The 22284-nt window shown below is 55.2% G+C and carries 18 protein-coding genes and 1 pseudogene; 9 read left to right on the top strand and 10 right to left on the bottom strand.

Going from position 1 to position 22284, the window contains the following annotated elements:
- Positions 1-4: 4 nt before the first annotated feature.
- Positions 5-1183, bottom strand: a complete 1179-nt coding sequence (locus tag GNG27_RS19070) for a M20 aminoacylase family protein (protein ID WP_142486992.1) — start codon at positions 1181-1183, stop codon at positions 5-7.
- Positions 1184-1430: 247 nt separating this feature from the next.
- On the opposite strand from GNG27_RS19070, the gene GNG27_RS19065 reads away from it, so the two are divergent.
- Both GNG27_RS19065 and GNG27_RS19060 read left to right on the top strand, forming a co-directional pair.
- The gene (locus GNG27_RS19065) at positions 1431-2609 is read left to right on the top strand and encodes an acetyl-CoA C-acetyltransferase (protein WP_156264574.1); all 1179 of its coding nucleotides are present in this window, start codon (positions 1431-1433) and stop codon (positions 2607-2609) included.
- A 328-nt stretch (positions 2610-2937) separates the two neighbouring features.
- Positions 2938-3621, top strand: a complete 684-nt coding sequence (locus GNG27_RS19060; protein WP_142486989.1) for an oligogalacturonate-specific porin KdgM family protein — start codon at positions 2938-2940, stop codon at positions 3619-3621.
- Positions 3622-3765: 144 nt separating this feature from the next.
- Here the strand turns inward: GNG27_RS19060 and GNG27_RS19055 are convergent.
- Positions 3766-4940 (bottom strand): annotated as a pseudogene (locus GNG27_RS19055) (oligogalacturonate lyase family protein).
- A 455-nt stretch (positions 4941-5395) separates the two neighbouring features.
- On the opposite strand from GNG27_RS19055, the gene kduI reads away from it, so the two are divergent.
- The 3 genes from kduI (at position 5396) to GNG27_RS19040 (ending at position 8785) form a co-directional block, all read left to right on the top strand.
- Positions 5396-6232, top strand: a complete 837-nt coding sequence (kduI, locus tag GNG27_RS19050; RefSeq protein WP_142486987.1) for a 5-dehydro-4-deoxy-D-glucuronate isomerase — start codon at positions 5396-5398, stop codon at positions 6230-6232.
- 62 nt (positions 6233-6294) lie between these two features.
- Positions 6295-7056 (top strand): 2-dehydro-3-deoxy-D-gluconate 5-dehydrogenase KduD, encoded by a 762-nt coding sequence (kduD, locus tag GNG27_RS19045; RefSeq protein ID WP_032613810.1) that lies wholly within the window; start codon positions 6295-6297, stop codon positions 7054-7056.
- 295 nt (positions 7057-7351) lie between these two features.
- Positions 7352-8785, top strand: a complete 1434-nt coding sequence (locus GNG27_RS19040; RefSeq protein WP_255474670.1) for a sugar porter family MFS transporter — start codon at positions 7352-7354, stop codon at positions 8783-8785.
- An 80-nt stretch (positions 8786-8865) separates the two neighbouring features.
- On the opposite strand, the gene GNG27_RS19035 is transcribed toward GNG27_RS19040, so the two are convergent.
- From GNG27_RS19035 to GNG27_RS19010, 6 genes are all read right to left on the bottom strand, one after another.
- On the bottom strand, positions 8866-9993 hold the full coding sequence (locus GNG27_RS19035) for an oligogalacturonate lyase family protein (RefSeq protein ID WP_156264573.1): 1128 nt from the start codon (positions 9991-9993) through the stop codon (positions 8866-8868).
- A 66-nt stretch (positions 9994-10059) separates the two neighbouring features.
- Complete coding sequence (locus GNG27_RS19030; RefSeq protein WP_156264572.1) at positions 10060-11349, bottom strand: ABC transporter substrate-binding protein; 1290 nt, start codon at positions 11347-11349, stop codon at positions 10060-10062.
- Positions 11350-11362: 13 nt separating this feature from the next.
- Positions 11363-12490 carry an ABC transporter ATP-binding protein gene (locus tag GNG27_RS19025; protein WP_142486983.1) on the bottom strand — a complete coding sequence of 376 codons (1128 nt, stop codon included), beginning with the start codon at positions 12488-12490 and terminating at the stop codon, positions 11363-11365.
- Between the two features lie 12 nt (positions 12491-12502).
- On the bottom strand, positions 12503-13405 hold the full coding sequence (locus tag GNG27_RS19020; RefSeq protein ID WP_032613800.1) for a carbohydrate ABC transporter permease: 903 nt from the start codon (positions 13403-13405) through the stop codon (positions 12503-12505).
- Positions 13398-14288, bottom strand: coding sequence for a carbohydrate ABC transporter permease (locus tag GNG27_RS19015; protein WP_156264571.1), 891 nt, complete (start codon positions 14286-14288; stop codon positions 13398-13400). Before GNG27_RS19015 ends, GNG27_RS19020 begins: the two co-directional genes overlap by 8 nt.
- A 450-nt stretch (positions 14289-14738) precedes the next feature.
- Positions 14739-15062 carry a cupin domain-containing protein gene (locus tag GNG27_RS19010; protein WP_142486982.1) on the bottom strand — a complete coding sequence of 108 codons (324 nt, stop codon included), beginning with the start codon at positions 15060-15062 and terminating at the stop codon, positions 14739-14741.
- Between the two features lie 137 nt (positions 15063-15199).
- Between GNG27_RS19010 and GNG27_RS19005 the strand changes: the two genes are divergently transcribed.
- Entirely contained in the window at positions 15200-15892 is a 693-nt protein-coding gene (locus GNG27_RS19005; protein WP_156264570.1) for an aspartate/glutamate racemase, read from the top strand.
- On the opposite strand, the gene GNG27_RS19000 is transcribed toward GNG27_RS19005, so the two are convergent.
- A complete protein-coding gene (locus GNG27_RS19000; protein WP_156264569.1) occupies positions 15879-16817 on the bottom strand; it encodes a LysR family transcriptional regulator in 939 nt (312 codons plus the stop codon). The genes GNG27_RS19005 and GNG27_RS19000 overlap by 14 nt on opposite strands.
- 122 nt (positions 16818-16939) lie before the next feature.
- Between GNG27_RS19000 and lysA the strand changes: the two genes are divergently transcribed.
- On the top strand, positions 16940-18202 hold the full coding sequence (gene lysA / locus GNG27_RS18995) for a diaminopimelate decarboxylase (RefSeq protein WP_156264568.1): 1263 nt from the start codon (positions 16940-16942) through the stop codon (positions 18200-18202).
- On the opposite strand, the gene GNG27_RS18990 is transcribed toward lysA, so the two are convergent.
- Positions 18172-19209 carry a LacI family DNA-binding transcriptional regulator gene (locus tag GNG27_RS18990; RefSeq protein ID WP_142486978.1) on the bottom strand — a complete coding sequence of 346 codons (1038 nt, stop codon included), beginning with the start codon at positions 19207-19209 and terminating at the stop codon, positions 18172-18174. The two genes, lysA and GNG27_RS18990, sit on opposite strands and share 31 nt — an antisense overlap.
- A 291-nt stretch (positions 19210-19500) precedes the next feature.
- Here GNG27_RS18990 and GNG27_RS18985 point away from each other — a divergent pair, with 291 nt between their 5' ends.
- Both GNG27_RS18985 and GNG27_RS18980 read left to right on the top strand, forming a co-directional pair.
- Entirely contained in the window at positions 19501-20838 is a 1338-nt protein-coding gene (locus GNG27_RS18985) for a PTS sugar transporter subunit IIC (protein WP_142486977.1), read from the top strand.
- Positions 20835-22262: a glycoside hydrolase family 1 protein gene (locus GNG27_RS18980; protein WP_156264567.1), complete on the top strand. Its 1428-nt coding sequence runs from the start codon at positions 20835-20837 to the stop codon at positions 22260-22262. The genes GNG27_RS18985 and GNG27_RS18980 overlap by 4 nt, the downstream gene beginning before the upstream one ends.
- Positions 22263-22284 lie beyond the last annotated feature (22 nt).

Genomic DNA, 22284 nt, shown 5'->3' with positions numbered 1-22284 from the left:
TGTCTTAACGGCAATAGTTTTCAACCAAACGGGCAAAGAAGGAGGCTCCGGTGGTAATGATCTCATCATTAAAGTCGTAGCCTGGGTTATGCACCATGCAGCCGCCTTTTTCCCCTTTCTCGCCGTTGCCAAGCAGGAAATAGCTGCCCGGACGTTGCTGGAGCATAAAAGCGAAATCTTCACTGCCGTTGGACGGGGAGACGCTCTCGAGTACCGCATCCTCGCCAAAGAATTCGACGGCCAACTGGCGGGCGAAGGCGGTCTGTTCCGCATCGTTCACCAGCACCGGGTAGGAGTCATAGATCTCCACTTCGCTGGTGGCGCCGTAGCTGCGGGCGGTGAAGTCGGTGAGCTCCTGAATCCGGCGGATCAGCAGGTCGCGGATCTCCGGCTTCATCGAACGCACCGTCAGCTCCATCACCGCACTGTCCGGGATCACGTTAGAGGCAATGCCCGCCTGGAAGGTGCCGACGGTCACCACCGCGGTTTCACCCGGCGGCACGTTACGCGCCACAATGCTCTGCAGGGACATGATCAGGGCGGCCCCGGTCACAATCGGATCCACGGTGCGTTCCGGGTGCGCACCGTGACCGCCGTACCCTTGTAGGGTAATTTTCACGGTGTCGGCGGAGGCCATAAAGTTGCCTTCATAGAAACCAAACTTACCGGTCGGCAGATAAGGCATATTGTGCAGGGCGAAAATACGGTCGCAGGGGAAGCGGTCAAACAGCCCGTCTTTAATCATTAAATCCGCGCCGCCAATCGCCTCTTCGGCAGGCTGGAAAATAAGGTGCACGGTGCCGTTAAACTGGCAGGCATCCGAGGCAATGTATTTCGCCGCGGCCAGTAAAATCGCGGTGTGGCCGTCGTGGCCGCAGGCGTGCATTTTGCCCGGTACGGTACTGGCCCACGGCAAATCGGTGGCTTCTAAGATCGGTAAGGCATCCATATCGGCGCGCAGGCCGATGGATTTGCTGCCCTGGCCTTTGCTGAGCGAGCCGACCACGCCGGTCTTTCCGATCTCCCGCGTCACCTGATAGCCCCAGCCTTCCAGCTGGCGAGCCACCAGATTGCTGGTATTAAACTCTTCGAGACTTAATTCGGGATTGGCATGTAAATGACGGCGGATGGCGATGATTTCTTCTTCTGATTCTTTTATTTCTGGAATGATACAGTCGGACATTTGTTACTCCAGTGTAAACGCGTGTTTGCCACTCCTAACTTATCGTCGTGCCGTCATAATGCAAATGCGTTCTCTTATAATTAGCGCGGAAATTATAAGTTGTGTGAATACATGCAGGGCTTTACATCCGGGCCTGCAAAATGAGTGCGCGATCCTTTGTGATAAAACTCACTTTTTTTAAACAATTACATCATTAGTTGATAACAATACTCTACTATGTGCGGTGTCATTTTGCGCAGAGGTTGAGATGAAAGACGTCGTGATAGTGGGTGCGTTGCGCACAGCAATTGGCTGTTTCCAGGGAGCGCTCTCACGCCACTCGGCGGTAGATCTGGGCAGCGTGGTGGTCCGCGCGCTGGTGGAGCGCAGTGGCATTGAGGCCCACGAGATCGACGAGGTGATCCTCGGTCAGGTGCTGACCGCAGGGGCCGGGCAAAACCCTGCCCGTCAGGCCGCGCTGAAAGGGGGATTACCCAACACCGTCTCTGCCATTACCATCAACGACGTCTGTGGCTCCGGGCTTAAGGCGCTGCACCTGGCAACCCAGGCGATCCAGTGCGGTGAAGCCGACGTGGTGATCGCCGGTGGTCAGGAGAACATGAGCCGCGCGCCGCACGTTCTGACCGACAGCCGCACGGGCGCTCAGCTGGGGAACAGCCAGCTTATCGACAGCCTGGTGCACGACGGGCTGTGGGATGCCTTCAACGATTACCATATGGGCGTTACGGCGGAAAACCTGGCGCGGGAATATGGTATCTCCCGTGAACGACAGGACGCCTACGCCCTCAGCTCTCAACATAAGGCCCGGGCCGCCATTGACGCAGGCCGTTTCCGGGATGAGATTGTCCCGGTCAACGCGCAGAAGCAGAACGGTGAACATCTGCTGGTGGATACCGATGAACAGCCGCGTACCGATGCCAGCGCAGAAGGGCTGGCGTTGCTCAATCCTGCCTTTGAACTCACCGGTTCGGTCACCGCCGGGAATGCCTCCTCTATCAACGACGGTGCCGCCGCCGTGATGATGATGAGCGAGAGCAAAGCCGAAGCGCTGAATCTGCCGGTGCTGGCGCGCATTAAAGCCTTTGCCAGCGTCGGCGTGGATCCCGCCTTAATGGGGATAGCCCCGGTGCATGCGACGCGCCGCTGCCTGGAGCGGGCAGGGTGGCAACTGGCGGATGTCGATCTGATCGAAGTCAATGAAGCCTTTGCTGCCCAGGCGCTTTCGGTAGGGAAAATGCTGGAGTGGGATGAGCGCCGGGTCAATGTCAACGGCGGGGCGATAGCGCTGGGCCACCCCATTGGCGCGTCTGGCTGCCGTATTCTGGTCTCGCTGGTGCATGAGATGGTGAAACGTGATGCCCGCAAAGGGCTGGCGACGTTGTGCATTGGCGGCGGGCAGGGTGTGGCACTCGCCATAGAACGCTAATTCGCTTTGATATATATCAACCCAAATAAGCCTCCCGTCACGGAGGCTTATTCATTTGTGAGCTCCATCATATTTTTACCCTTGTAAGTAGATTCTCAAACTTCCTCGAAATATTTACCGCATTCGCTGAGTCGCTAATAAAACTTTAGTGTGATCCCGATCTGTTAAATTCCGCTTAAAACCCCTCTTTTGTTGATATTGCTCACGCCTGGCTTTGCCAAAAAAAATGAAACAAATAATTACGATCATGATCACTAAAATTACGTATTTAAAAAAATAAAATGCAATTCCATAAAAACGAAACATCATTTTAAACGAGGGTTTGTCCATGTTTAAGAAATCTCTGGTCCTTGCTTCACTTATTGGCGCTTCTTTCGCAGCTCAGGCTGTCACCGTGGATCTGCGTCACGAATACATTGATACTGGTACCAACGCAGACCGCGTGGCAGTTTCACACCGTTTCGAAAATGGTTTTGGTTTTTCAGTAGAAGCGAAATGGAAATCCGGCGGCGATAAAGCTGACCAGCCGTTTTCCGATGTGGTAGGTAATGGTCACGAAGACCAGATTAGCTGGCGCTGGAAAGCAACCCCGAATATTGCGTTAACACCAGGCTTTACCGTTGAAAGTAAAGACAGTTTCACCATTTATAAACCGTATCTGCATGCGCAATATAGCTTCGATAATGGCTTCTACGTTGCCGCACGTTACCGTTATGACTACACCCGTTATCCGTCAAGCTCGAATAAAGACGACGATAAAGTTAACCGTGGCGATGCGTGGGTTGGCTGGGTGATGGGCGACTGGCGTACCGAGCTCAATTACGTATACGCGAAAAGCTCCGAAGGCACTATCCGTAATAACAACAAAGATTACTCCCAGGAATATAACGTCAAGCTGGCGTACAAAATTGATAAAAACTGGGCCCCATATGGTGAAGTGGGTAACGTCGGTGTGAAAGAGACCGATGAGCGTCAGACCCGTCTCCGTGTCGGTGTAGCATATTCGTTCTAATAACAAGCAGTACCTCCGGGATTAACCGGCTCGAACGAGTCGGTTTTTTTATGCCTGCAATTTATGACTTCACCGATCGACAGATAAAAAAAAGCCCTCCATAAAGAAGGGCAAGGCCAGTTACAGGAACACAAACACAAAATTTTATTCACGCAACAGTTCAGGTTGCTCAGGAAGCTTCGCAATATAGAGAGCAGGTTTGCCGTCTTTATCGGAACTAAACAGGACCGCTTTATCATCCGGGGTAAAGGATGGATGCGGATGGGTCACCTGGCGGCTGTTGGCCACGGTTGCCCAGGAGGTATCGTGACGCGCGACGCGGAAGTAAGCTTTTTTCGCCACGTCAAACGCATACAGGTAAGGATCGTTATCGATGGTATAGCCGCTGGTGTCTTTCACATCAACCGGCGTGCCGGAACCATCACCCACCAGCAGCGTGCCGTCAAAGTTACTCATCAGGTGCGAACAGGCCGGCATCTGCATCACTGCGCTGTTCTCGCCGGTATCCGGATTGAAGCTATACACCGTACGGCCTTGTTGGCCTTTCAGGTAAGAGACATACACCAGCGCCGAGCCGTTCGGTACCCAGAACTCGTGGGTGCAGCTTTCGCCTTCCGCATGCTCTTTAACCTTACGCACGTTGCTGCCGTCTTCGTTAACCATCCACATGCGGGCATCCACCAGATCGTGCGGGCCTTCATGGCAGAACGCGACGGTGTTGTCATCAAACGGACGGTAGATCGGGTGACCGAGCCAGTTTTTCTCTTCGTGGATCACGCTGCTTTCGCCGGTCTGCAGATCGACGCGCAGCAGGCGGCAGTGCGGCCCTTTATGGAAGAAGTCGTGGAAGATTTTCCAGTCGTTCAGCGGGGTCCAGTCGCTCTTCGCAATTTCGATACCCACCAGTTTGGTGCAGTCAGAGTTGGCCACCCAGGTGCCGTAGCCGACCCAGTCGTCGCTCACGCGATACACTTCGCGCTCAACCAGCGTCGTCAGATTGACTTCCAGCAGGGTGCGATCATTCTTAACGTAATAGAGGGATTTATCATCCGGCGACAGGAAGCCGCCAAAGGTGTTGTCGCCCGCGCCTTCGGTTAACTGCACCGCTTCGGCCTTTTTCAGATCCAGCAGATAGTAGTTCCAGTGGCCATCGAATTCACCAGCAAACAGCAGATGACTACCGTCGTTGAAAAAACACTTTTGATAGAAGTAGTTACGATGACAGGTAACTTCAGGGGGGTCAGGCGGGTGACTTCCACGCCTGTATCCGGATCGCGACTGACCTCATAGTTCAGTTTGACCCGCATGCCTTTTGCCATGATGCACTCCTTGAATTCGACGACAGGGTTTTACCTGCAGTCCGATCGGTAAAATATGAGTTTAAAAACTGGGTGTTAAAATATCAAAACATCGTTTCAGTGTGTGTGACTGGTGGCGCACTTCTGAAGGAAAAGCCCGCGAATTCATCATTCTCTTTACATCTGTTCAGATTTTTATCATCCCGGCGTCAATTTTTTATTCTTTTATAAGTTATTGTTTAATTTAAAAATTAGAGTAGGGGCTTTAAAAATTAGTTTTAAGAAAGCGATGTCAACTCCCTGACAATCGTGATCGCAACTGCAATTTTGAGATTAACTAACAGAAAAAGTGAAACATCGTTTTAAATGTAATTGAAAACCCATTTCACAGCAGATAATATGTGCTCATCACGAAAACGGAACACCGTTTTGTTAATTATCCTGGCCTTCGGGGCCGATAAATTCTGGAGGTTAATGTGGAAGTCAGACAAAGCATCCACAGCGCGCATGCAAAAACGCTGGATACCCAGGGTCTGCGCGATGAGTTTTTAGTTGAGAAAGTATTTGTCGCTGATCAATACACCATGGTGTACAGCCACATTGACCGCATCATCGTTGGCGGCATCATGCCGGTGGCCAAAACGGTCTCCGTCGGTGGTGAAGTGGGCAAGCAGCTCGGCGTCAGCTTCTTCCTCGAGCGTCGTGAGCTGGGCGTGATTAACATCGGCGGCCCGGGCACCATCACCGTTGACGGTCAGTGCTATGAGATCGGCCATCGCGACGCGCTGTACGTCGGGAAAGGCGCGCAGGAAGTGGTCTTCGCCAGCGTCGATAGCGGCAAACCGGCGAAGTTTTACTACAACTGCGCACCGGCACACACGACCTATCCGACCAAAAAAGTGACCCCGGCGGAAGTCTCACCGGTCACCCTGGGTGACAACCTCACCAGCAACCGCCGCACCATCAATAAATATTTCGTTCCTGATGTGCTGGAGACCTGCCAGCTCAGCATGGGTCTGACCGAGCTTGAGCCGGGCAACCTGTGGAACACCATGCCGTGCCATACCCACGAGCGCCGCATGGAAGTGTACTTCTACTTCAATATGGAAGAAGACGCCTGTGTATTCCATATGATGGGTCAGCCGCAGGAGACGCGCCATATCGTGATGCATAACGAGCAGGCCGTCATTTCTCCAAGCTGGTCTATTCACTCTGGCGTAGGTACGCGTGCCTATACCTTCATCTGGGGCATGGTGGGTGAAAACCAGGTCTTCGATGATATGGACCACGTAGCCGTTAAGGATCTGCGCTAGTCGCGGACAGTTAAGCACAAACTTGCCTGTTCGTTCAGGCGCTGAAAGATAAAGGATAAAAAATGATTCTTGATGCATTTTCTCTGCAAGGTAAAGTTGCGGTCGTTACCGGTTGTGATACCGGTCTGGGCCAGGGTATGGCGGTCGGCCTGGCGGAAGCGGGCTGTGACATCGTCGGGATCAACATCGTTGAGCCGCAGGAGACCATCGAGCGTGTGACCGCGCTGGGCCGTCGTTTCCTGAGCCTGACCGCTGATCTGCGCAAAATCGACGCCATTCCTGAGCTGCTGGATCGTGCTGTGGCTGAATTCGGTAAAATCGACATTCTGGTCAACAACGCCGGTCTGATCCGTCGCGAAGACGCGATCAACTTCAGCGAGCAGGACTGGGACGACGTTATGAACCTGAACATCAAGAGCGTGTTCTTCATGTCTCAGGCGGCAGCGAAGCACTTTATCGCGCAGGGCAACGGCGGCAAAATCATCAACATCGCTTCCATGCTCTCCTTCCAGGGTGGCATCCGTGTGCCTTCTTACACCGCCTCCAAAAGCGGCGTAATGGGCGTTACCCGTCTGCTGGCGAACGAATGGGCGCAGCACAACATCAACGTGAACGCCATCGCTCCGGGCTACATGGCTACCAACAACACCCAGCAGCTGCGTGCTGATGAAGAGCGCAGCGCGGCGATCCTTGAGCGTATCCCGGCGGGTCGTTGGGGTCTGCCGAGCGATCTGATGGGGCCGGTTGTGTTCCTGGCTTCCAGCGCGTCTGACTACATCAACGGCTACACCGTCGCGGTTGATGGCGGCTGGCTGGCGCGTTAATTCTCGCCACTGCCGAAAAACCTCTGCCCTGGGCGGAGGTTTTTTTTGCCCTGAATTAGCCATTGTCCATATGAATAAAAGAGGAAAATCCATAAGCATTTTACGAAAATGACAGGTGTCACATATTTATTGTTTATAAATCATGTTTTTAACAAAAAGTGGTGAATATTAACCTCTGTTTTAAAGTGTAATGTCCATCACAGATCGCACCCTACCAGCCGATAAATCCATATTTTCACGTTATACGACCTGACACTTTTTCCGGGTTTCTCGTAATTTCGTTTAACGTCTTACGCTGTTCAGGCAGGAAAATATGACATCTATTAATGACTCTACATTTATGCCCCGTGCCCTTCGTGATACCCGAAGGATGAACCTGTTTGTCTCTGTTTCCGCCGCGGTGGCCGGTCTGCTGTTTGGTCTGGATATCGGCGTTATTGCCGGTGCGCTACCTTTTATCACCGATCACTTTACGCTCAGCAATCGCCTGCAGGAGTGGGTGGTGAGCAGCATGATGCTGGGCGCTGCGGTGGGCGCCTTGTTCAACGGCTGGCTCTCGTTCCGCCTGGGGCGAAAATACAGCCTGATGGTCGGGGCGGTTTTGTTTGTCGCTGGTTCGATTGGCTCTGCGTTCGCCTCAAACGTGGAGGTGCTGCTGCTCTCCCGCGTGCTGCTCGGCGTGGCCGTGGGGATTGCCTCCTACACCGCCCCCCTGTATCTCTCGGAGATGGCGAGCGAAAACGTTCGCGGCAAAATGATCAGCATGTACCAGCTGATGGTGACCCTCGGAATTGTGCTGGCCTTTCTTTCTGATACGTATTTCAGCTACAGCGGCAACTGGCGCGCGATGCTGGGTGTACTGGCATTACCGGCGGTATTGCTGATTGTGCTGGTGATCTTTTTGCCTAACAGTCCACGCTGGCTAGCGCAAAAAGGGCGTCACGTCGAGGCGGAAGAAGTGCTGCGGATGCTGCGCGATACCTCTGAGAAAGCGCGGGAAGAGCTGAACGAGATCCGCGAAAGCCTCAAGCTGAAACAGGGTGGCTGGTCGTTGTTCAAAATAAACCGCAACGTCCGTCGCGCGGTATTTCTCGGCATGCTCCTGCAGGCGATGCAGCAGTTTACCGGCATGAATATCATCATGTATTACGCGCCACGTATTTTCAAAATGGCCGGGTTCACCACTACCGAACAGCAGATGATCGCCACGCTGGTAGTGGGGCTGACCTTTATGTTTGCCACCTTTATTGCGGTGTTTACCGTCGATAAAGCGGGCCGTAAGCCGGCCCTGAAAATTGGTTTTAGCGTGATGGCGCTGGGAACACTGATCCTCGGCTACTGCCTGATGCAGTTTGATAACGGTACGGCGTCCAGCAGCTTATCCTGGCTCTCTGTGGGGATGACGATGATGTGCATCGCGGGATACGCGATGAGCGCCGCGCCGGTGGTGTGGATCCTGTGCTCCGAAATTCAGCCCCTGAAATGCCGCGATTTCGGGATCACCTGTTCCACCACCACTAACTGGGTGTCGAACATGATCATTGGCGCCACCTTCCTGACCCTGCTGGATTCTATCGGCGCGGCAGGGACCTTCTGGCTTTATACGGTGCTGAACGTGGCCTTTATTGGTATCACCTTCTGGCTGATTCCGGAAACCAAAGGTGTCACCCTTGAGCATATTGAGCGCAAGCTGATGTCAGGGGAGAAGTTAAGAAACATCGGCGTGTGAGGGTAATGCCCGGCGGCGCTTTGCTTGCCGGGCCTACAAAACCGTAGGCCGGGTAAGGCGTAGCCGCCACCCGGCTTTTTTCACACCCGGGCGAGATAGAGCGCCGGCATTCCTTCTTCATCCGAGGTGTACAGCACCCACTTATTGTCCGGTGAAAACGACGGATGCGGGTGGGTCACCTGGCGATCGCCGTCCAGCACTTTCCAGCTGGTGTTGTGCTGGCAGATGGCGGTTTGAGTGCCTTGTTCAATATCGAATACCCAAATAAAGGGATCGTTGAGGCTGATATCGCCGGTATTGTGCGGCGCGCCGTCACCGACGATCAGCGAGCCGTCGTGGCTACTCATCAGGTGAGAGCAGGGCGGGATCGCCATCAGCTGGCGATTCTCCAGCGTTTGCGGATCGGCGCTGAACAGGTAGCGCTGCGGATCGTTCTCCTTGTGCGCCACGTAATAGAGCGCTGAGCCGTCCGGCACCCAGAACTCGTGGGTAAAGCTCTCGCCCGCGGCATGCTGGCGCACCTTGCGCAGATTGCTGCCATCTTCGCCGATCAGCCACATGCGGGCATCGATCGCGTCGCGCGGGCCTTCATGACAAAATGCCACGGTGCTGTCGTCGAACGGACGGTAAATCGGATGTCCGAGCCAGCGTTTTTCCTGCAAAATCACCCGCCGTTCACCGGTTTGCAGATCGATGTTGATCAGGCGGCATTCCGGGTTGGTAAAGTAGAACGCGCGGAATTTGCTCCAGTCGGTGAGCGGCTGCCAGTCGCTTTTCTTAATCTCGATGCCCACCAGCTTCGTACAGTCAGAGTTCGCCACCCAGGTGCCGTAGGCCACCCAGTCGTTATCGACCTCATACACCACATACTCTTCAAGACTGTCGAGATCGACGCGTCTGAGTTCGCGGCTATTTTTCACGTACCACAGAGATTTATCGTCCGCGGAGAGGAAACCACCGAAGGTGTTGTCTCCGGCGCCGTCGGTCAGCTGGGTCGCTTTTTGCTGCTCAATGTCCAGCAGGTAGTAGTTCCAGTGGCCCTCAAAGGCGCCGCCAAAGATCAGCTTGCTGCCATCGCGGGTAAAGCATTTCTGATAGAAGTAGTTACGGTGACAGATGATGTGCGGAGGCGTCAGCCGTATCACGTCGTGGCCGGTCTGGCTGTCCTGACGGGTACGGAAATTCAGGGGGATGATTTTTCCTTTCATGGTATGTTCCTTCAGATAAAAAAATACCCCACCGCATAGCGGCAGGGCATTGATAATCTAAGATAATTAGCGCATTGCGCGTTTCAGGATACGTTCAGCCTGGCGCTGGAAGTCAGCAGCAGTCTCTTCTACCGTTTTCTGACCATAGTCGATGTACTGCAGGGAGGTGCCGAACTGGGCCACGATCTGCGGATCGTCAAAGTATGGCGATACGGAGAGTTTGGCTGGCAGAGACTGCGCCAGGCGCAGACCCGCAACCGCCGGATCGTTTTCTTTGATGGTGCCGTCTTCAGTCAGGTATTTCACCGCCACTTTGCTCAACGGTACGCCACGCTCCAGGCCCAGGGTTTCAACGCCTTCTTTGCTGTTCAGCAGGAAGTTGATGACTTTCGCTGCGGCTTCCGGGTTCTTAGTGGATTTCCCGATAGAGAGCATCTGGGCGGGTTTAAAGAACAGACCGGCATCCGTTGCGCCTGGCAGCATTGGATAGCTGCCCAGCTCCAGCTTCGCTGGTGGCTTCAGGTTGTCGGAGTATTTCTTGATGGTGGAGTTCCACATGTAGGTCCCGCCCCATTCACCCTCGATCCACGGCTTCATCTCATACATGTTGCTCTTACCGAAGGACGCGTAGTACTTGGTGTCCGGCATCACGTGGCTGTCGATCAGCTTCTTATAGGTCTGGAAGAACTCAACCCACTGCTCTTTGCTGTAGGAGAATTTCTTCGCCTGCTCGTCGACCGCCGGGATGTTGTACTTCTGGATCATGTAGGAGTTCAGCAGCGCCAGCGTATCCTGGTGCTCCAGCACCACCGGATAGTACTGTTTGCCCAGTTTGCTCTCAAAAGCTTTACCCGCCGCCATCAGCTCATCCCAGGTTTTCGGGTATTCAACGCCCGCTTTTTTCCAGGCTTCATCGTTGAAGTAGAAGACGCGCGCGGTCACGGAGATCGGGATCCCGTTCAGCTTGCCGTTCACCGTGGTGGACTGTAGCTCTTTAGGATCGAACTGCGTCAGATCGATCACGTCCTTCATTTTGTTCAGGTCGTAGAAGCCGTCGCCGGTTTTGGAGAAGATCGGCAGCCAGTTCCAGTTGGTCTGCATCACGTCCGGCTCGGTGCCGCCCGCAATCTGCGTGGTCAGACGCGACAGGTGACCATCCCAGCCGGTGTATTCCGCTTTAACGTTAATATCCGGGTTCTGTTTGTGGAACTCTTCCAGAGCTTTCAACGTGACCTGGTGACGGCCATTGCCGCCCCACCAGGACATACGCAGATCGGTGCTGTCCGCAGCAAAAGTGGGTAGGGCACTCATTCCAAAAGTAGCGGAGATAACGGCGCTTAAAAGCACTTTTTTCATTTTTATAACTCCATTAGAGAGAGATGTTCTGTTCAGTTTTCGCGTCAAAGATATGACACTTATTCATGTCGAACTTAAAGTACACCTTACGGTGAAGGCCTTTGTTAATCATCGGCTTAGCTTCATCGGAAGGAATTCGGGCAGTCAGTTCGTACTCGCCAACTTTCAGGTAAACGAAGAATTCATGTCCCATGTTTTCGGCGCGGACCATTTCGCCGCTGCAGCTGCCCTGGGCGAAGGGCTCATCGGAAATTGAGACAAAATCAGGGCGGATACCGTAGAAAATGTCCTGATCAACATGCGCGGCGACTTTCTCTTTCAGCTCCGGACTTAACGGCATGGTCTGGTTGCCGATGGTCAGGGAGAGTTGGCCGTCCTGCTGCACCAGTTTGCTGGCGCGGATGTTCATCTCCGGTGAGCCAATAAAGCCGGCCACGAACATGTTTTTCGGTTTGTGGTACAGGTTGTCCGGGGTATCCACCTGCATGATATGGCCAAGCTTCATCACGCAGATGCGGTCGCCCATGGTCATCGCTTCGGTCTGGTCGTGCGTCACGTAGACGGTGGTCGCCGGTTTGCCGGAGGCCTTCAGCTGCTTGTGCAGATCCGAAATACGGATACGCATCGAGGCACGCAGTTTGGCGTCGAGGTTAGAGAGCGGTTCGTCGAACAGGAACACGTCCGGCTTTTTCACAATCGCACGGCCTACGGCCACACGCTGGGCCTGACCGCCGGAGAGCTGGCGCGGCAGGCGGTCGAGCAGCTCATCCAGCTCGAGGATTTTGGCCGCTTCGTTAACCTGAGCCTCAATCTGCGCTTTTGGCAGCTTGCTCAGCTTCAGGCCAAAGGCCAGGTTTTCACGCACGGTCATATGTGGATAGAGCGCATAGTTCTGGAACACCATCGCAATCCCACGCTCTTTTGGCGCCAGGTTGTTGACGATCTTGTCGCCGATGCGCACTTCGCCGCCGCTGATGGTCTCCAGACCGGCCAGCATACGCAGGGTGGTGGACTTCGCGCAGCCGGACGGGCCGACGATCACCATGAATTCACCTTCAGCGATTTTCAGGTCGATAGCATGTACCGCTTTGAAGCCGTTGGAGTAAACCTTTTCCAGTTTGTTGAAAATAACTTCAGCCATGATATTTCCCTCTTAACCTTTAATTCCGCTGCTGGTTACGCCCTGTACGAAGTAGCGCTGTGCCAGGAAGAAGACAATGATGGATGGCAGAATGGAGATGCTCGCCATTGCCAGAATTTCGTTCCACGGCGCACCTTCGGTGACGTCGATGGACATTTTCAGAGCCAGTGCAATCGGGTATTTGTCCACGCTGTAGACGTAAATCAGCGGCCCGATAAAGTCGTTCATTGACCACATGAACTGGAACAGTGCCACGGAGATGATGGCCGGCTTCAGGATAGGTACCACCACGTACCACAGCACCTGAATGGAGTTACAACCGTCAATCTGCGCCGCCTCTTCCATGTCACGCGGTACGCCGCGCAGGAACTGAATCAGCATGAAGACGAAGAACCCTTGCGTAGCGAAGGCCAGCGGCAGGTACAGTGGCATGTAGCTGTTCAGCATGCCCATTTCACGGAACATCAGGTACTGAGGGATCAGCAGCACGGTGCTTGGCAGCAACATGGTGGTGATCAGCGTTGCGAACCAGAACTTCTTCCACGGGATCTCGAAGCGGGCAAAGCCGTACGCCACGATGGTGGAGGAGATAATGGTCAGGATCACTTTCGGGATCACATACTTGAAGGTGTTCAGCATGTAATGACCGAAGTTGTACTCGGTACCGGTTTTCCAGCCGTTAATGAAGCCGTCCCAGGTAGCGTGTGCCGGCCACAGGCTCAGGGTGGTGAAGATCTCGTGGTTCGGTTTGAACGACGCCGAGAACATCCACACCAGCGGGTAGAGCATCAGCAGGCCAACAAACAGCAGGATCACATAGCGAATGCTGGCGCTAATTTTTTCACGACGCAGCGTCCGCGCCACTTCACGTTCTGCGATGCTTCTCGCCGTGGAGAGTTGTTGAATATCAGCCATTTTTGCCTCCCTTATCGGCGGAGTAGAACACCCAGTATTTCGAAGACTTAAAGGCGATAGCGGCGAAGACAGCGACTACCAGGAACAGGACCCAGGCCAGTGCCGCGCCGTAACCCATGTCAAAGTACTTGAATGCGGTGTCGTAGATGTACAGTGAGAACAGGTAGGTGGAGTAGGTTGGTCCACCGCCGGTAATAACATACGGACCGGTAAATTCCTGGAACGCCTGGGTGGTCTGCATGATGAAGTTAAAGAAGATCACCGGTGTAATCAGCGGCACGGTCACTTTCATGAACATCTGCCACTTGGACGCGCCGTCGATCATCGCCGCTTCATATTGCGACTGCGGGACGTTCTGCAGGGCGGCGAGGAAGATCACCATCGCGGAGCCGAACTGCCATACGCGCAGCAGGGTCACGGACATCAGCGCCAGAGAAGGTTCGCCAAGCCAGTTCACCGCGTCAAAACCAAACACGCCAATAAAGCTGTTAAGCAGGCCATCAATAGCAAACAGGGCGCGCCACAGAACGGCAATGGCCACGGAACTGCCGAGGATCGATGGAATATAGTAAGTGGTGCGGAAGAAGCCGATGCCGCGCAGTTTAAAGTTCAGAACAAACGCAATACCCAGCGCAAAGGCCAGTTTCAGTGGGATAGTTAAAAAGACATAGGCAAAGGTCACGCCCATGGATTTCCAGAAGAGGGTGTCTTCCGTAAACATGTAGCGATAGTTCTCTATGCCGTTAAATACCGGCGGGCTCATCAAATCGTACTCAGTAAAACTGAGGAAGAAAGATGAAACAAAGGGGAAGGCGGTGAAAAGTATCAACCCAATTATGTAGGGTGATATCCACGCCAGCCCCAACATCTTGTTTTCATTCATACATACCTACCTGGTAATTAATGGTTTAAAACGGAATCTGTACGGGTGCTGCTGGCCGTTGTTTCAATTTTTTAAAACTTATGAACCACCGTTTTCAATTTGTAAAACGACGTTTTAATTTATTTTATTGTGATTTAAATCCACGTCATTCAATAAATAGTGGAAATGTGATCGCGGTCGAAACAGCGTTTCAATAAGGTGAGATGGATGGCATTTTTATCGACTTGCGCGGAAAGGCGATGAGAAAAAACCAGCTAAACAGAGGACTTTGCTCACATATTCTGGGAATTTTCGTCGGCAGAGACAAACTACTAATATTTGTAGCAAAAATGTAACATGGGAATTAAGGTAGCGAGGATATAGTTAACTTGTTGAATGATTACTTTGCTGAGATAAAGCGAATTGCACTTAAGCAGAAAAAAGGGCGATGCGGTTGCATCGCCCTGTTCATTATTTCAGGAAATCTTCACGAACCGGGGTAAAGGTATCCAGCAGGGTGCCCGGCTTCAGGCAAACGCAGCCGTGCATAATGTGCGGTTGCTTATACAGCGTATCCCCGGCGGTAACGACATGCTTCTCTTCACCGATGGTGAATTCGAATTCACCGGATAACACATAGGTCAGCTGCTCGTGCGGGTGGTTGTGCATCGGGCCTACGGCACCCTGTTCGAAATTGACCTCTACCGCCATCATTTTGCCGTCGTGCGCCAGAATACGGCGGGAGACGCCGTTACCCAGATCTTCAAGTTGAGTTTCTTTGTGGAAAATAAACATGCTCATGTCCTGTTATATAGTGAAACATCGTTTCATTTAATTTATCCCAGTGCCGGGTAAAAGGAAATGTGGAACCAGAGAACTGGAAACTCGATCACAAGTTTGCTTCACTGGGTGAAACCGGAAAGGAGAGCACGATGAAAACGATTGGCCTGTTGGGAGGAATGAGCTGGGAATCCACCATTCCGTATTATCGTCTGATTAACGAGGGGGTGAAACAGCGCCTGGGAGGATTGCACTCGGCCAGCCTGCTGCTGCACAGCGTCGATTTTCATGAGATAGAAGCCTGCCAGTCCAGCGGCGACTGGGAGAAGGCCGGAGAGATCCTCGCTGAGGCAGCGCTGGGATTGCAGGGGGCAGGGGCGGAGGCCATTCTGCTGTGCACCAACACCATGCACAAAGTCGCCGCGCAGATTGAAACGCGCTGCTCTCTGCCGTTCCTGCATATCGCCGATGCTACCGGGCGGGCCATCACCGCGGCGGGCATGAACCGCGTGGCGCTGCTTGGCACCCGCTACACCATGGAGCAGGATTTCTACCGCGGGCGGCTGACGGCGCAGTACGGCATCGAAAGCCTGATCCCGGACGAGGCAGATCGGGCCCGCATCAATCAGATCATCTTTGAAGAGCTTTGCCTCGGCACCTTTAGCGAGGACTCACGCCAGTACTATCTGAGCGTGATCCAGACGCTCGCCGATCGAGGGGCGCAGGGAGTGATCTTCGGCTGCACCGAGATTGGCCTGCTGATCCCGGCGGATGAAAGCCCGATCCCGGTGTTTGATACCGCCGCGATCCACGCCGCCGATGCGGTGGCGTTTATGCTTTCGTAGCGTGCGAGGTTAACAGCCGCTCCAGCGGATCAATGATGGTATCCAGTCCCTGCTGCAGATGGGCGCTAAAGGTATCCACCAGCGCCGAGGCCGGGCGGTGCAGCGGCCTGATCAGGCTCACCGTAAAGGGCACCGAAATACTGAAGCGGCGGATCGCAATCCCGCTGTCGGCATAGTCCAGCGCCGTCAGCGGGTTCACCACCGAAATCCCCACCCCCGCCCGCACCATGGCGCAGATCGAGGCGGCGCTGTGGGTCTCCACCACCATCCGTCGTTTCACCAGATGCTCGGCAAAGAGCGTGTCCAGCAGCTGCCGGTAACTGTCGGTGCGCGACAGGCTGATGTAGTTCTCGCCCTGAAAATCCGCCGGGGTCAGCACCGCTTTTTCAGCAAGCCGATGTCCGGCAGGCAGGACGCACACCTCATCTAATGACAGCAGCTCATGGCGGGCGGTACCCGCCGGGGTGGCGAGGGTTTCGGTCAGCCCAAGATCGTGGCGCTGGGCCGAGAGCCACTCCTCCAGCAACGGCGACTCCTGCGGGACGATGGTCAGGTTCACGTCCGGGTAGCGGGCGAGAAACGGCTGCAGCAGGGCGGGCAAAAACGACTGGGAGAAGACCGGCAGGCAGACGATGGACAGCTCGCCCTGGCGAAACTCGCGCAGGCTGTCGGCGGCGCTGACGATGCGGTCCAGCCCGTACCAGGAGCGCTGCACCTCCTCGAACAGCCGCAGCCCCTGTACCGTGGGGTGCAACCGCCCGCGGGTACGCTCGAACAGCGTCAGGCCGATCACCTTCTCGAAGCGAGCCAGCTCGCGGCTCACCGTCGGCTGGGAGGTGTGCAGCAGGCGCGCGGCTTCGGTCAGGTTTCCGGCGGTCATCACCGCGTGGAAAATTTCAATATGGCGTAAATTTACAGCGGGCATGGGAGGCGACCTGGTTGCGCGTAATCCATATCATTTTTGCATAGACTGGCGACAAAACGATATTTTTTATTCTCTTCGCGCTGTGGCGTAATCATAAAAAAATCGACTTCCCGGAGAGCATCATGCCACGCCCGCTGAACAACACCGATACCGATCTGAACGCCGACAATTTGCTGCGCCTGCCTGCGGAGTTTGGCTGCCCGGTCTGGGTTTATGACGCGCAGATTATCCGCGACAAAATTGCCGCCCTGCATCAGTTCGACGTGGTGCGTTTTGCCCAGAAAGCCTGCTCCAACATCCATATTCTGCGTCTGATGCGCGAGCAGGGCGTCAAGGTTGACTCCGTATCGCTGGGTGAAATCGAGCGCGCGCTGGCGGCGGGCTACGATCCAAAGATCGACCGCGACGCCATCGTCTTTACCGCCGACCTGATCGACAGCGCCACCCTGGCCCGTGTGCATGAGCTGCAGATCCCGGTCAACGCCGGTTCGGTGGATATGCTGGAGCAGCTGGGACAGGTGTCGCCGGGCCATCGCGTCTGGCTGCGCGTCAACCCGGGCTTTGGTCACGGCCACAGCCAGAAGACCAACACCGGCGGCGAAAACAGCAAACACGGCATCTGGTATAGCGATCTGCCTGCGGCACTGACCGTACTGCAGCGCTATAACCTGAAGCTGGTGGGGATCCATATGCACATTGGCTCCGGCGTGGACTACGGTCACCTTGAGCAGGTGTGCGGCGCGATGGTGCGTCAGGTGATCGAATTCGGTCAGGATCTGGAGGCGATTTCCGCGGGCGGTGGCTTATCTATTCCCTATCGCGAAGGGGAAGAGGCGATCGATACCGATCACTACTACGGCCTGTGGAACGGCGCGCGCGACAAAATCGCCGCTCATCTGAGGCATGCGGTGAAGCTGGAGATCGAGCCGGGGCGTTTCCTGGTGGCGGAATCCGGCGTGCTGGTGTCCCAGGTGCGCAGCGTGAAGGCGATGGGCAGCCGTCACTTCGTGCTGATCGACGCGGGCTTTAACGATCTGATGCGTCCATCCATGTACGGCAGCTATCACCACATTACGGCCCTCGCGGCCGACGGCCGGGATTTAACCCAGGCGCCAGTGGTAGAGACGGTAGTGGCAGGCCCGCTGTGCGAATCCGGGGATGTCTTCACCCAGCAGGAGGGCGGGAAAGTGGAAACCCGCGCGCTGCCGCAGGTTGTGCCCGGGGATTACCTGGTGCTGCACGATACCGGCGCGTACGGCGCGTCCATGTCCTCGAACTACAACAGCCGTCCGCTGCTGCCGGAAGTGCTGTTTGATAAAGGTGAGGCGCGGCTGATCCGTCGTCGTCAGACCATTCAGGAACTGCTCGCCCTCGAACTGTTCTGATCGAACCAGGGTCCCGTCGCTACCGAGTCACGTAACACCAGCGTGCCGGTAAAGGGCGGGATCGCTTCGATCGGCTCGCTTTTCGCCAGCCGGATCGCCTGATCGATGGCGGTGGTGATCATGTTATCGATCGGCAGATAGACGGTAGATAACGCGGGCTCCAGCCACCTGGCGCAGGGCGCGTCATCAAAACCAAATAACGACACATCCTGCGGAATATGCAGCCCGGCCTGGTGCAGCGCCTTCGAGGCCCCCAGCGCCATATCATCATTACAGGCAAACAGGGCGCTGAAGGGCACCTTGTCGTTCAGTAACTCCTGGCACAGTTCATATCCGCGGGTCATTCCCGAATCGCCATACTTCACCCGGCTCTCATCCCAGGGAATGCCGTGCTTTTCCAGCGCCTTGCGATAGCCGGTCAGACGCGCCTTGCCGGTGGGGGTGTGGATCGGTACCGTCATGCAGGCAATCTCCCGGTGCCCCTGGCTTATCAGGTACTCCACGGCGCTGAAGGCGGCTGCCTGCTGTTCGAAGAACACGCAGCGCTCCCGGGCCTGGCTGACGTCGCGGTTAATCACCACCAGCGGCATCTTGACGCTGTTGATGAGCTTCATGATCGCTTTTTCGCTCATGTAGCGGGTGTAGAGCACGATAGCATCGCACTGGCGATCGGCCAGCATCTGCACCGCTTCCTCTTCCCGCTCCGGGGTATCGTGACCGTCGGTGACAATCAGCTGCTTGCCGTGCGTTTCGGTCTGACGTGAGGCCTGCTGCAGCAGGCGCCCAAAGTAAAAACCGTCAAAGGTCGAAACCACCAGACCAATGCTGTTGCTGGTCCGGTTCGCCAGCGATCGCGCCAGAAAATTGGGGCGGTAGCCCAGCTCTTCCATCGCGTTAAACACCTGCTGACGGGTACTCTCTTTGACCTGACCTGTGCCGTTCAGTACGCGCGACACCGTGGCTTTCGACACGCCCGCGCGCAGTGAGACATCCAGCATTGTTGCCATTTGCTCTTCCTGCTTCCACGTTATGCACGCAAGTTTATCACAGACGTTCAGCGGCATAAGCCGGGCGGGAGGGGCAAAACCCTCATCAGGATCACGCTTTCTGGCAACGGGTGTGGGGTCAGGCAAAAGTGGCATACCAAAGTGATTATAAATCACACTCTGGGATACCTCTTGTCGCGTTGAGAGCTTAATCACAGAACAAATCGTGACTGGAAGCTATTTTTGGTATGCCAATAGAAGCCGGCTGTACACCTTATCCCAATAAAGGCCCTTTTACTGAGGTATTACCCTATGGCATTACAGGAAAAACTGATCAACTCTCTGGGCAGTTTCGCCACAAAGTTCAACAGTTATCGCTATATCATGGCGATAAAGTCCGCCTTCATCACCTTAATGCCGGTCATCATCGTGGGCGCATTTTCGGTGCTGATCTCCAATATGGTGCTGGATCCGAAAAACGGCTTAGCCAGCTTTCAGTCGCTCTCGTTTCTCGCCACGCTGAAGCCGATCACCAGCGCCCTGAACTATGCCACGCTGAACTTCCTCAATATCGGGGCCGTGTTCCTGATCGGCATCGAACTGGGGCGTATCAACGGCATTAAATCCCTCTTCCCGGGGCTGCTGGCGGTGATCTGCTTTATCTGCGTCACGCCAACTACCGTTGAGATGATGGTCGACGGAGAAATGCACATGGTAAAAGATGTGCTCCTGCGCCAGTTCTCCGATACCCGCAGCCTGTTCCTCGGCATGTTCATCGCCATCCTGTCGGTAGAGATCTACTGCTGGCTGGAAGGCCGGCCGGGGCTGAAGATCAGGATGCCTGACACCGTGCCGCCGAACGTGTCGGCCTCGTTCTCGGCGCTAATCCCGGCGATCATTACCACCACCCTCATCGCCACCTTCGGCTTTGTGTTCCATCAGGTGACCGGCATGTACCTCTACGATGCGGTCTACCAGGTGGTGCAACAGCCGCTGGAGCGGGTGGTGCAAAGCCTGCCGGGGATCCTGCTGCTGATGTTTGTCGCCCAGCTGTTCTGGGTGATCGGTATCCACGGTAACCAGATGATCAAACCGATCCGCGAGCCGCTGCTGCTGGGGGCGATCACCGTCAACATGAGCGCCTTTGAGCAGGGCAAAGAGATCCCGAACATCATCACCATGCCGTTCTGGGACGTCTACATGAGCATCGGCGGCTCGGGTCTGACCATCGGCCTGCTGATCGCGGTGATGATTGGCACCAAACGTAAAGAGATGAAGGAGATCGCCAAGCTCTCCATCGGCCCGGGGATCTTTAACATCAACGAGCCGGTGATCTTCGGTATGCCAATCATGCTCAACCCGATTCTGGCGATCCCGTTCATCATCACCCCATTAGTGACCGGCTCCATCGGCTACTTCGCCACCGTCACCGGCTTTGCCGGTAAAGCCGTGGTGATGGTGCCCTGGACCACGCCGCCGCTGATCAACGCCTGGCTCTCCACCGCCGGTTCGATGGGCGCAGTGGTTACGCAGGGTGTCTGCATTATTACTGCGGTGCTGATCTACCTGCCGTTTGTGAAGATCGCTTCACGCCGTGCCGAGCAGGCCGCGATTCAGGCCGCTAACCAGGAGGCAACGAATAACGCATGAACATTAAACAGATAAAAATCCCCGAAAACTTTATCCTCGGGGCAGCGGCCTCCGCCTGGCAGACCGAGGGCTGGAGCGGCAAGAAAGCGGGGCAGGATTCGTGGATCGATCTCTGGTACAAAAACGATCGTCAGGTGTGGCATAACGGCTACGGTCCGGCAGTCGCTACCGATTTCATTAACCGTTTCCGCGAAGACGTCGCGCTGATGAAGCAGGCCGGGCTGACCCACTACCGCACCTCCATCAACTGGTCGCGTTTTCTCACCGACTATGAAAACGCCACCGTCGATGAGGAGTACGCCGCATATTACGACGCCCTGTTTGCCGAGATGCATCGCCAGGGCATTGAGCCGATGATCTGCCTCGAGCATTACGAGCTGCCGGGCACCTTGCTGGAGACCTACGGCGGCTGGGCGTCGAAGCATGTGGTAGAGCTGTTTGTCCGCTATGCCGAACAGGTCTTTGCCCGCTATCACCATCTGGTGAAGCGCTGGTTTAGCTTCAACGAGCCGATTGTGGTGCAGACCCGGGTCTATCTCGACGCGCTGCGCTGGCCCTACGAACAGAACACCAGCACCTGGATGCAGTGGAATCACCACAAGGTGCTGGCGACGGCGAAGGTGGTGAAGCTGTTCCGCGAGAAGGGCTACAGCGGCAGCGTGGGCTGCATTCTCAACCCGGAAGTGACCTATCCACGCTCACGTGCGGCCCATGACGTAAAAGCGGCGGAGATCTACGATCTGTTCTACAACCGGGTATTCCTCGATCCGCTGGTGCACGGGCACTACCCGCAGGAACTGTTCACCCTGCTGGAGAAACATCAGGTGCAGTGGGAGTACAGCCCCGAAGAGCTGGCGCTGATTGCCGACAACACCGTTGACGAGCTGGGCATCAACCTCTATTACCCGCACCGGGTAAAGGCTCCGTCCCGGGCCTGGCACCCCGAGACGCCGTTCCACCCGGCGTACTACTACGAGCCGTTTGAACTGCCGGGGCGGCGGATGAACCCTTCTCGCGGGTGGGAGATCGCCCCGCGCATCATTTACGACATGGCGATGCGGATCAAAAACGACTACCGCAACATCGACTGGTTCGTGGCCGAAAGCGGGATGGGAGTTGAAAACGAAGCCCAGTACCGTAACCACGACGGCATCATCGAGGACAACTACCGCATCAACTTTATCAGCGAGCATCTTTATTACACCCTGCTGGCGCGGGAGGAGGGGGCGAACTGCCACGGCTACATGCTGTGGGCCTTCACCGACAACGTCTCGCCGATGAACGCCTTTAAAAACCGCTACGGCCTGATTGAGATCGATCTGGCGGATAACCGCGCCCGACGCGCCAAAAAATCGGCCAGCTGGTTCCGGCAACTGCGTGATGAGCGCGTCCTGACCCTGACCCTCGATGACGAATGGAAGTAGGCGCAGATCGCGACGCTTCTGG

It is taken from the genome of Leclercia sp. 119287, from assembly GCF_009734485.1.
GTDB lineage: Bacteria > Pseudomonadota > Gammaproteobacteria > Enterobacterales > Enterobacteriaceae > Enterobacter > Enterobacter adecarboxylatus_C.
The sequence above is the reverse complement of the archived record's forward strand: the minus strand, read 5'-3'. Positions and strand labels throughout refer to the sequence as shown.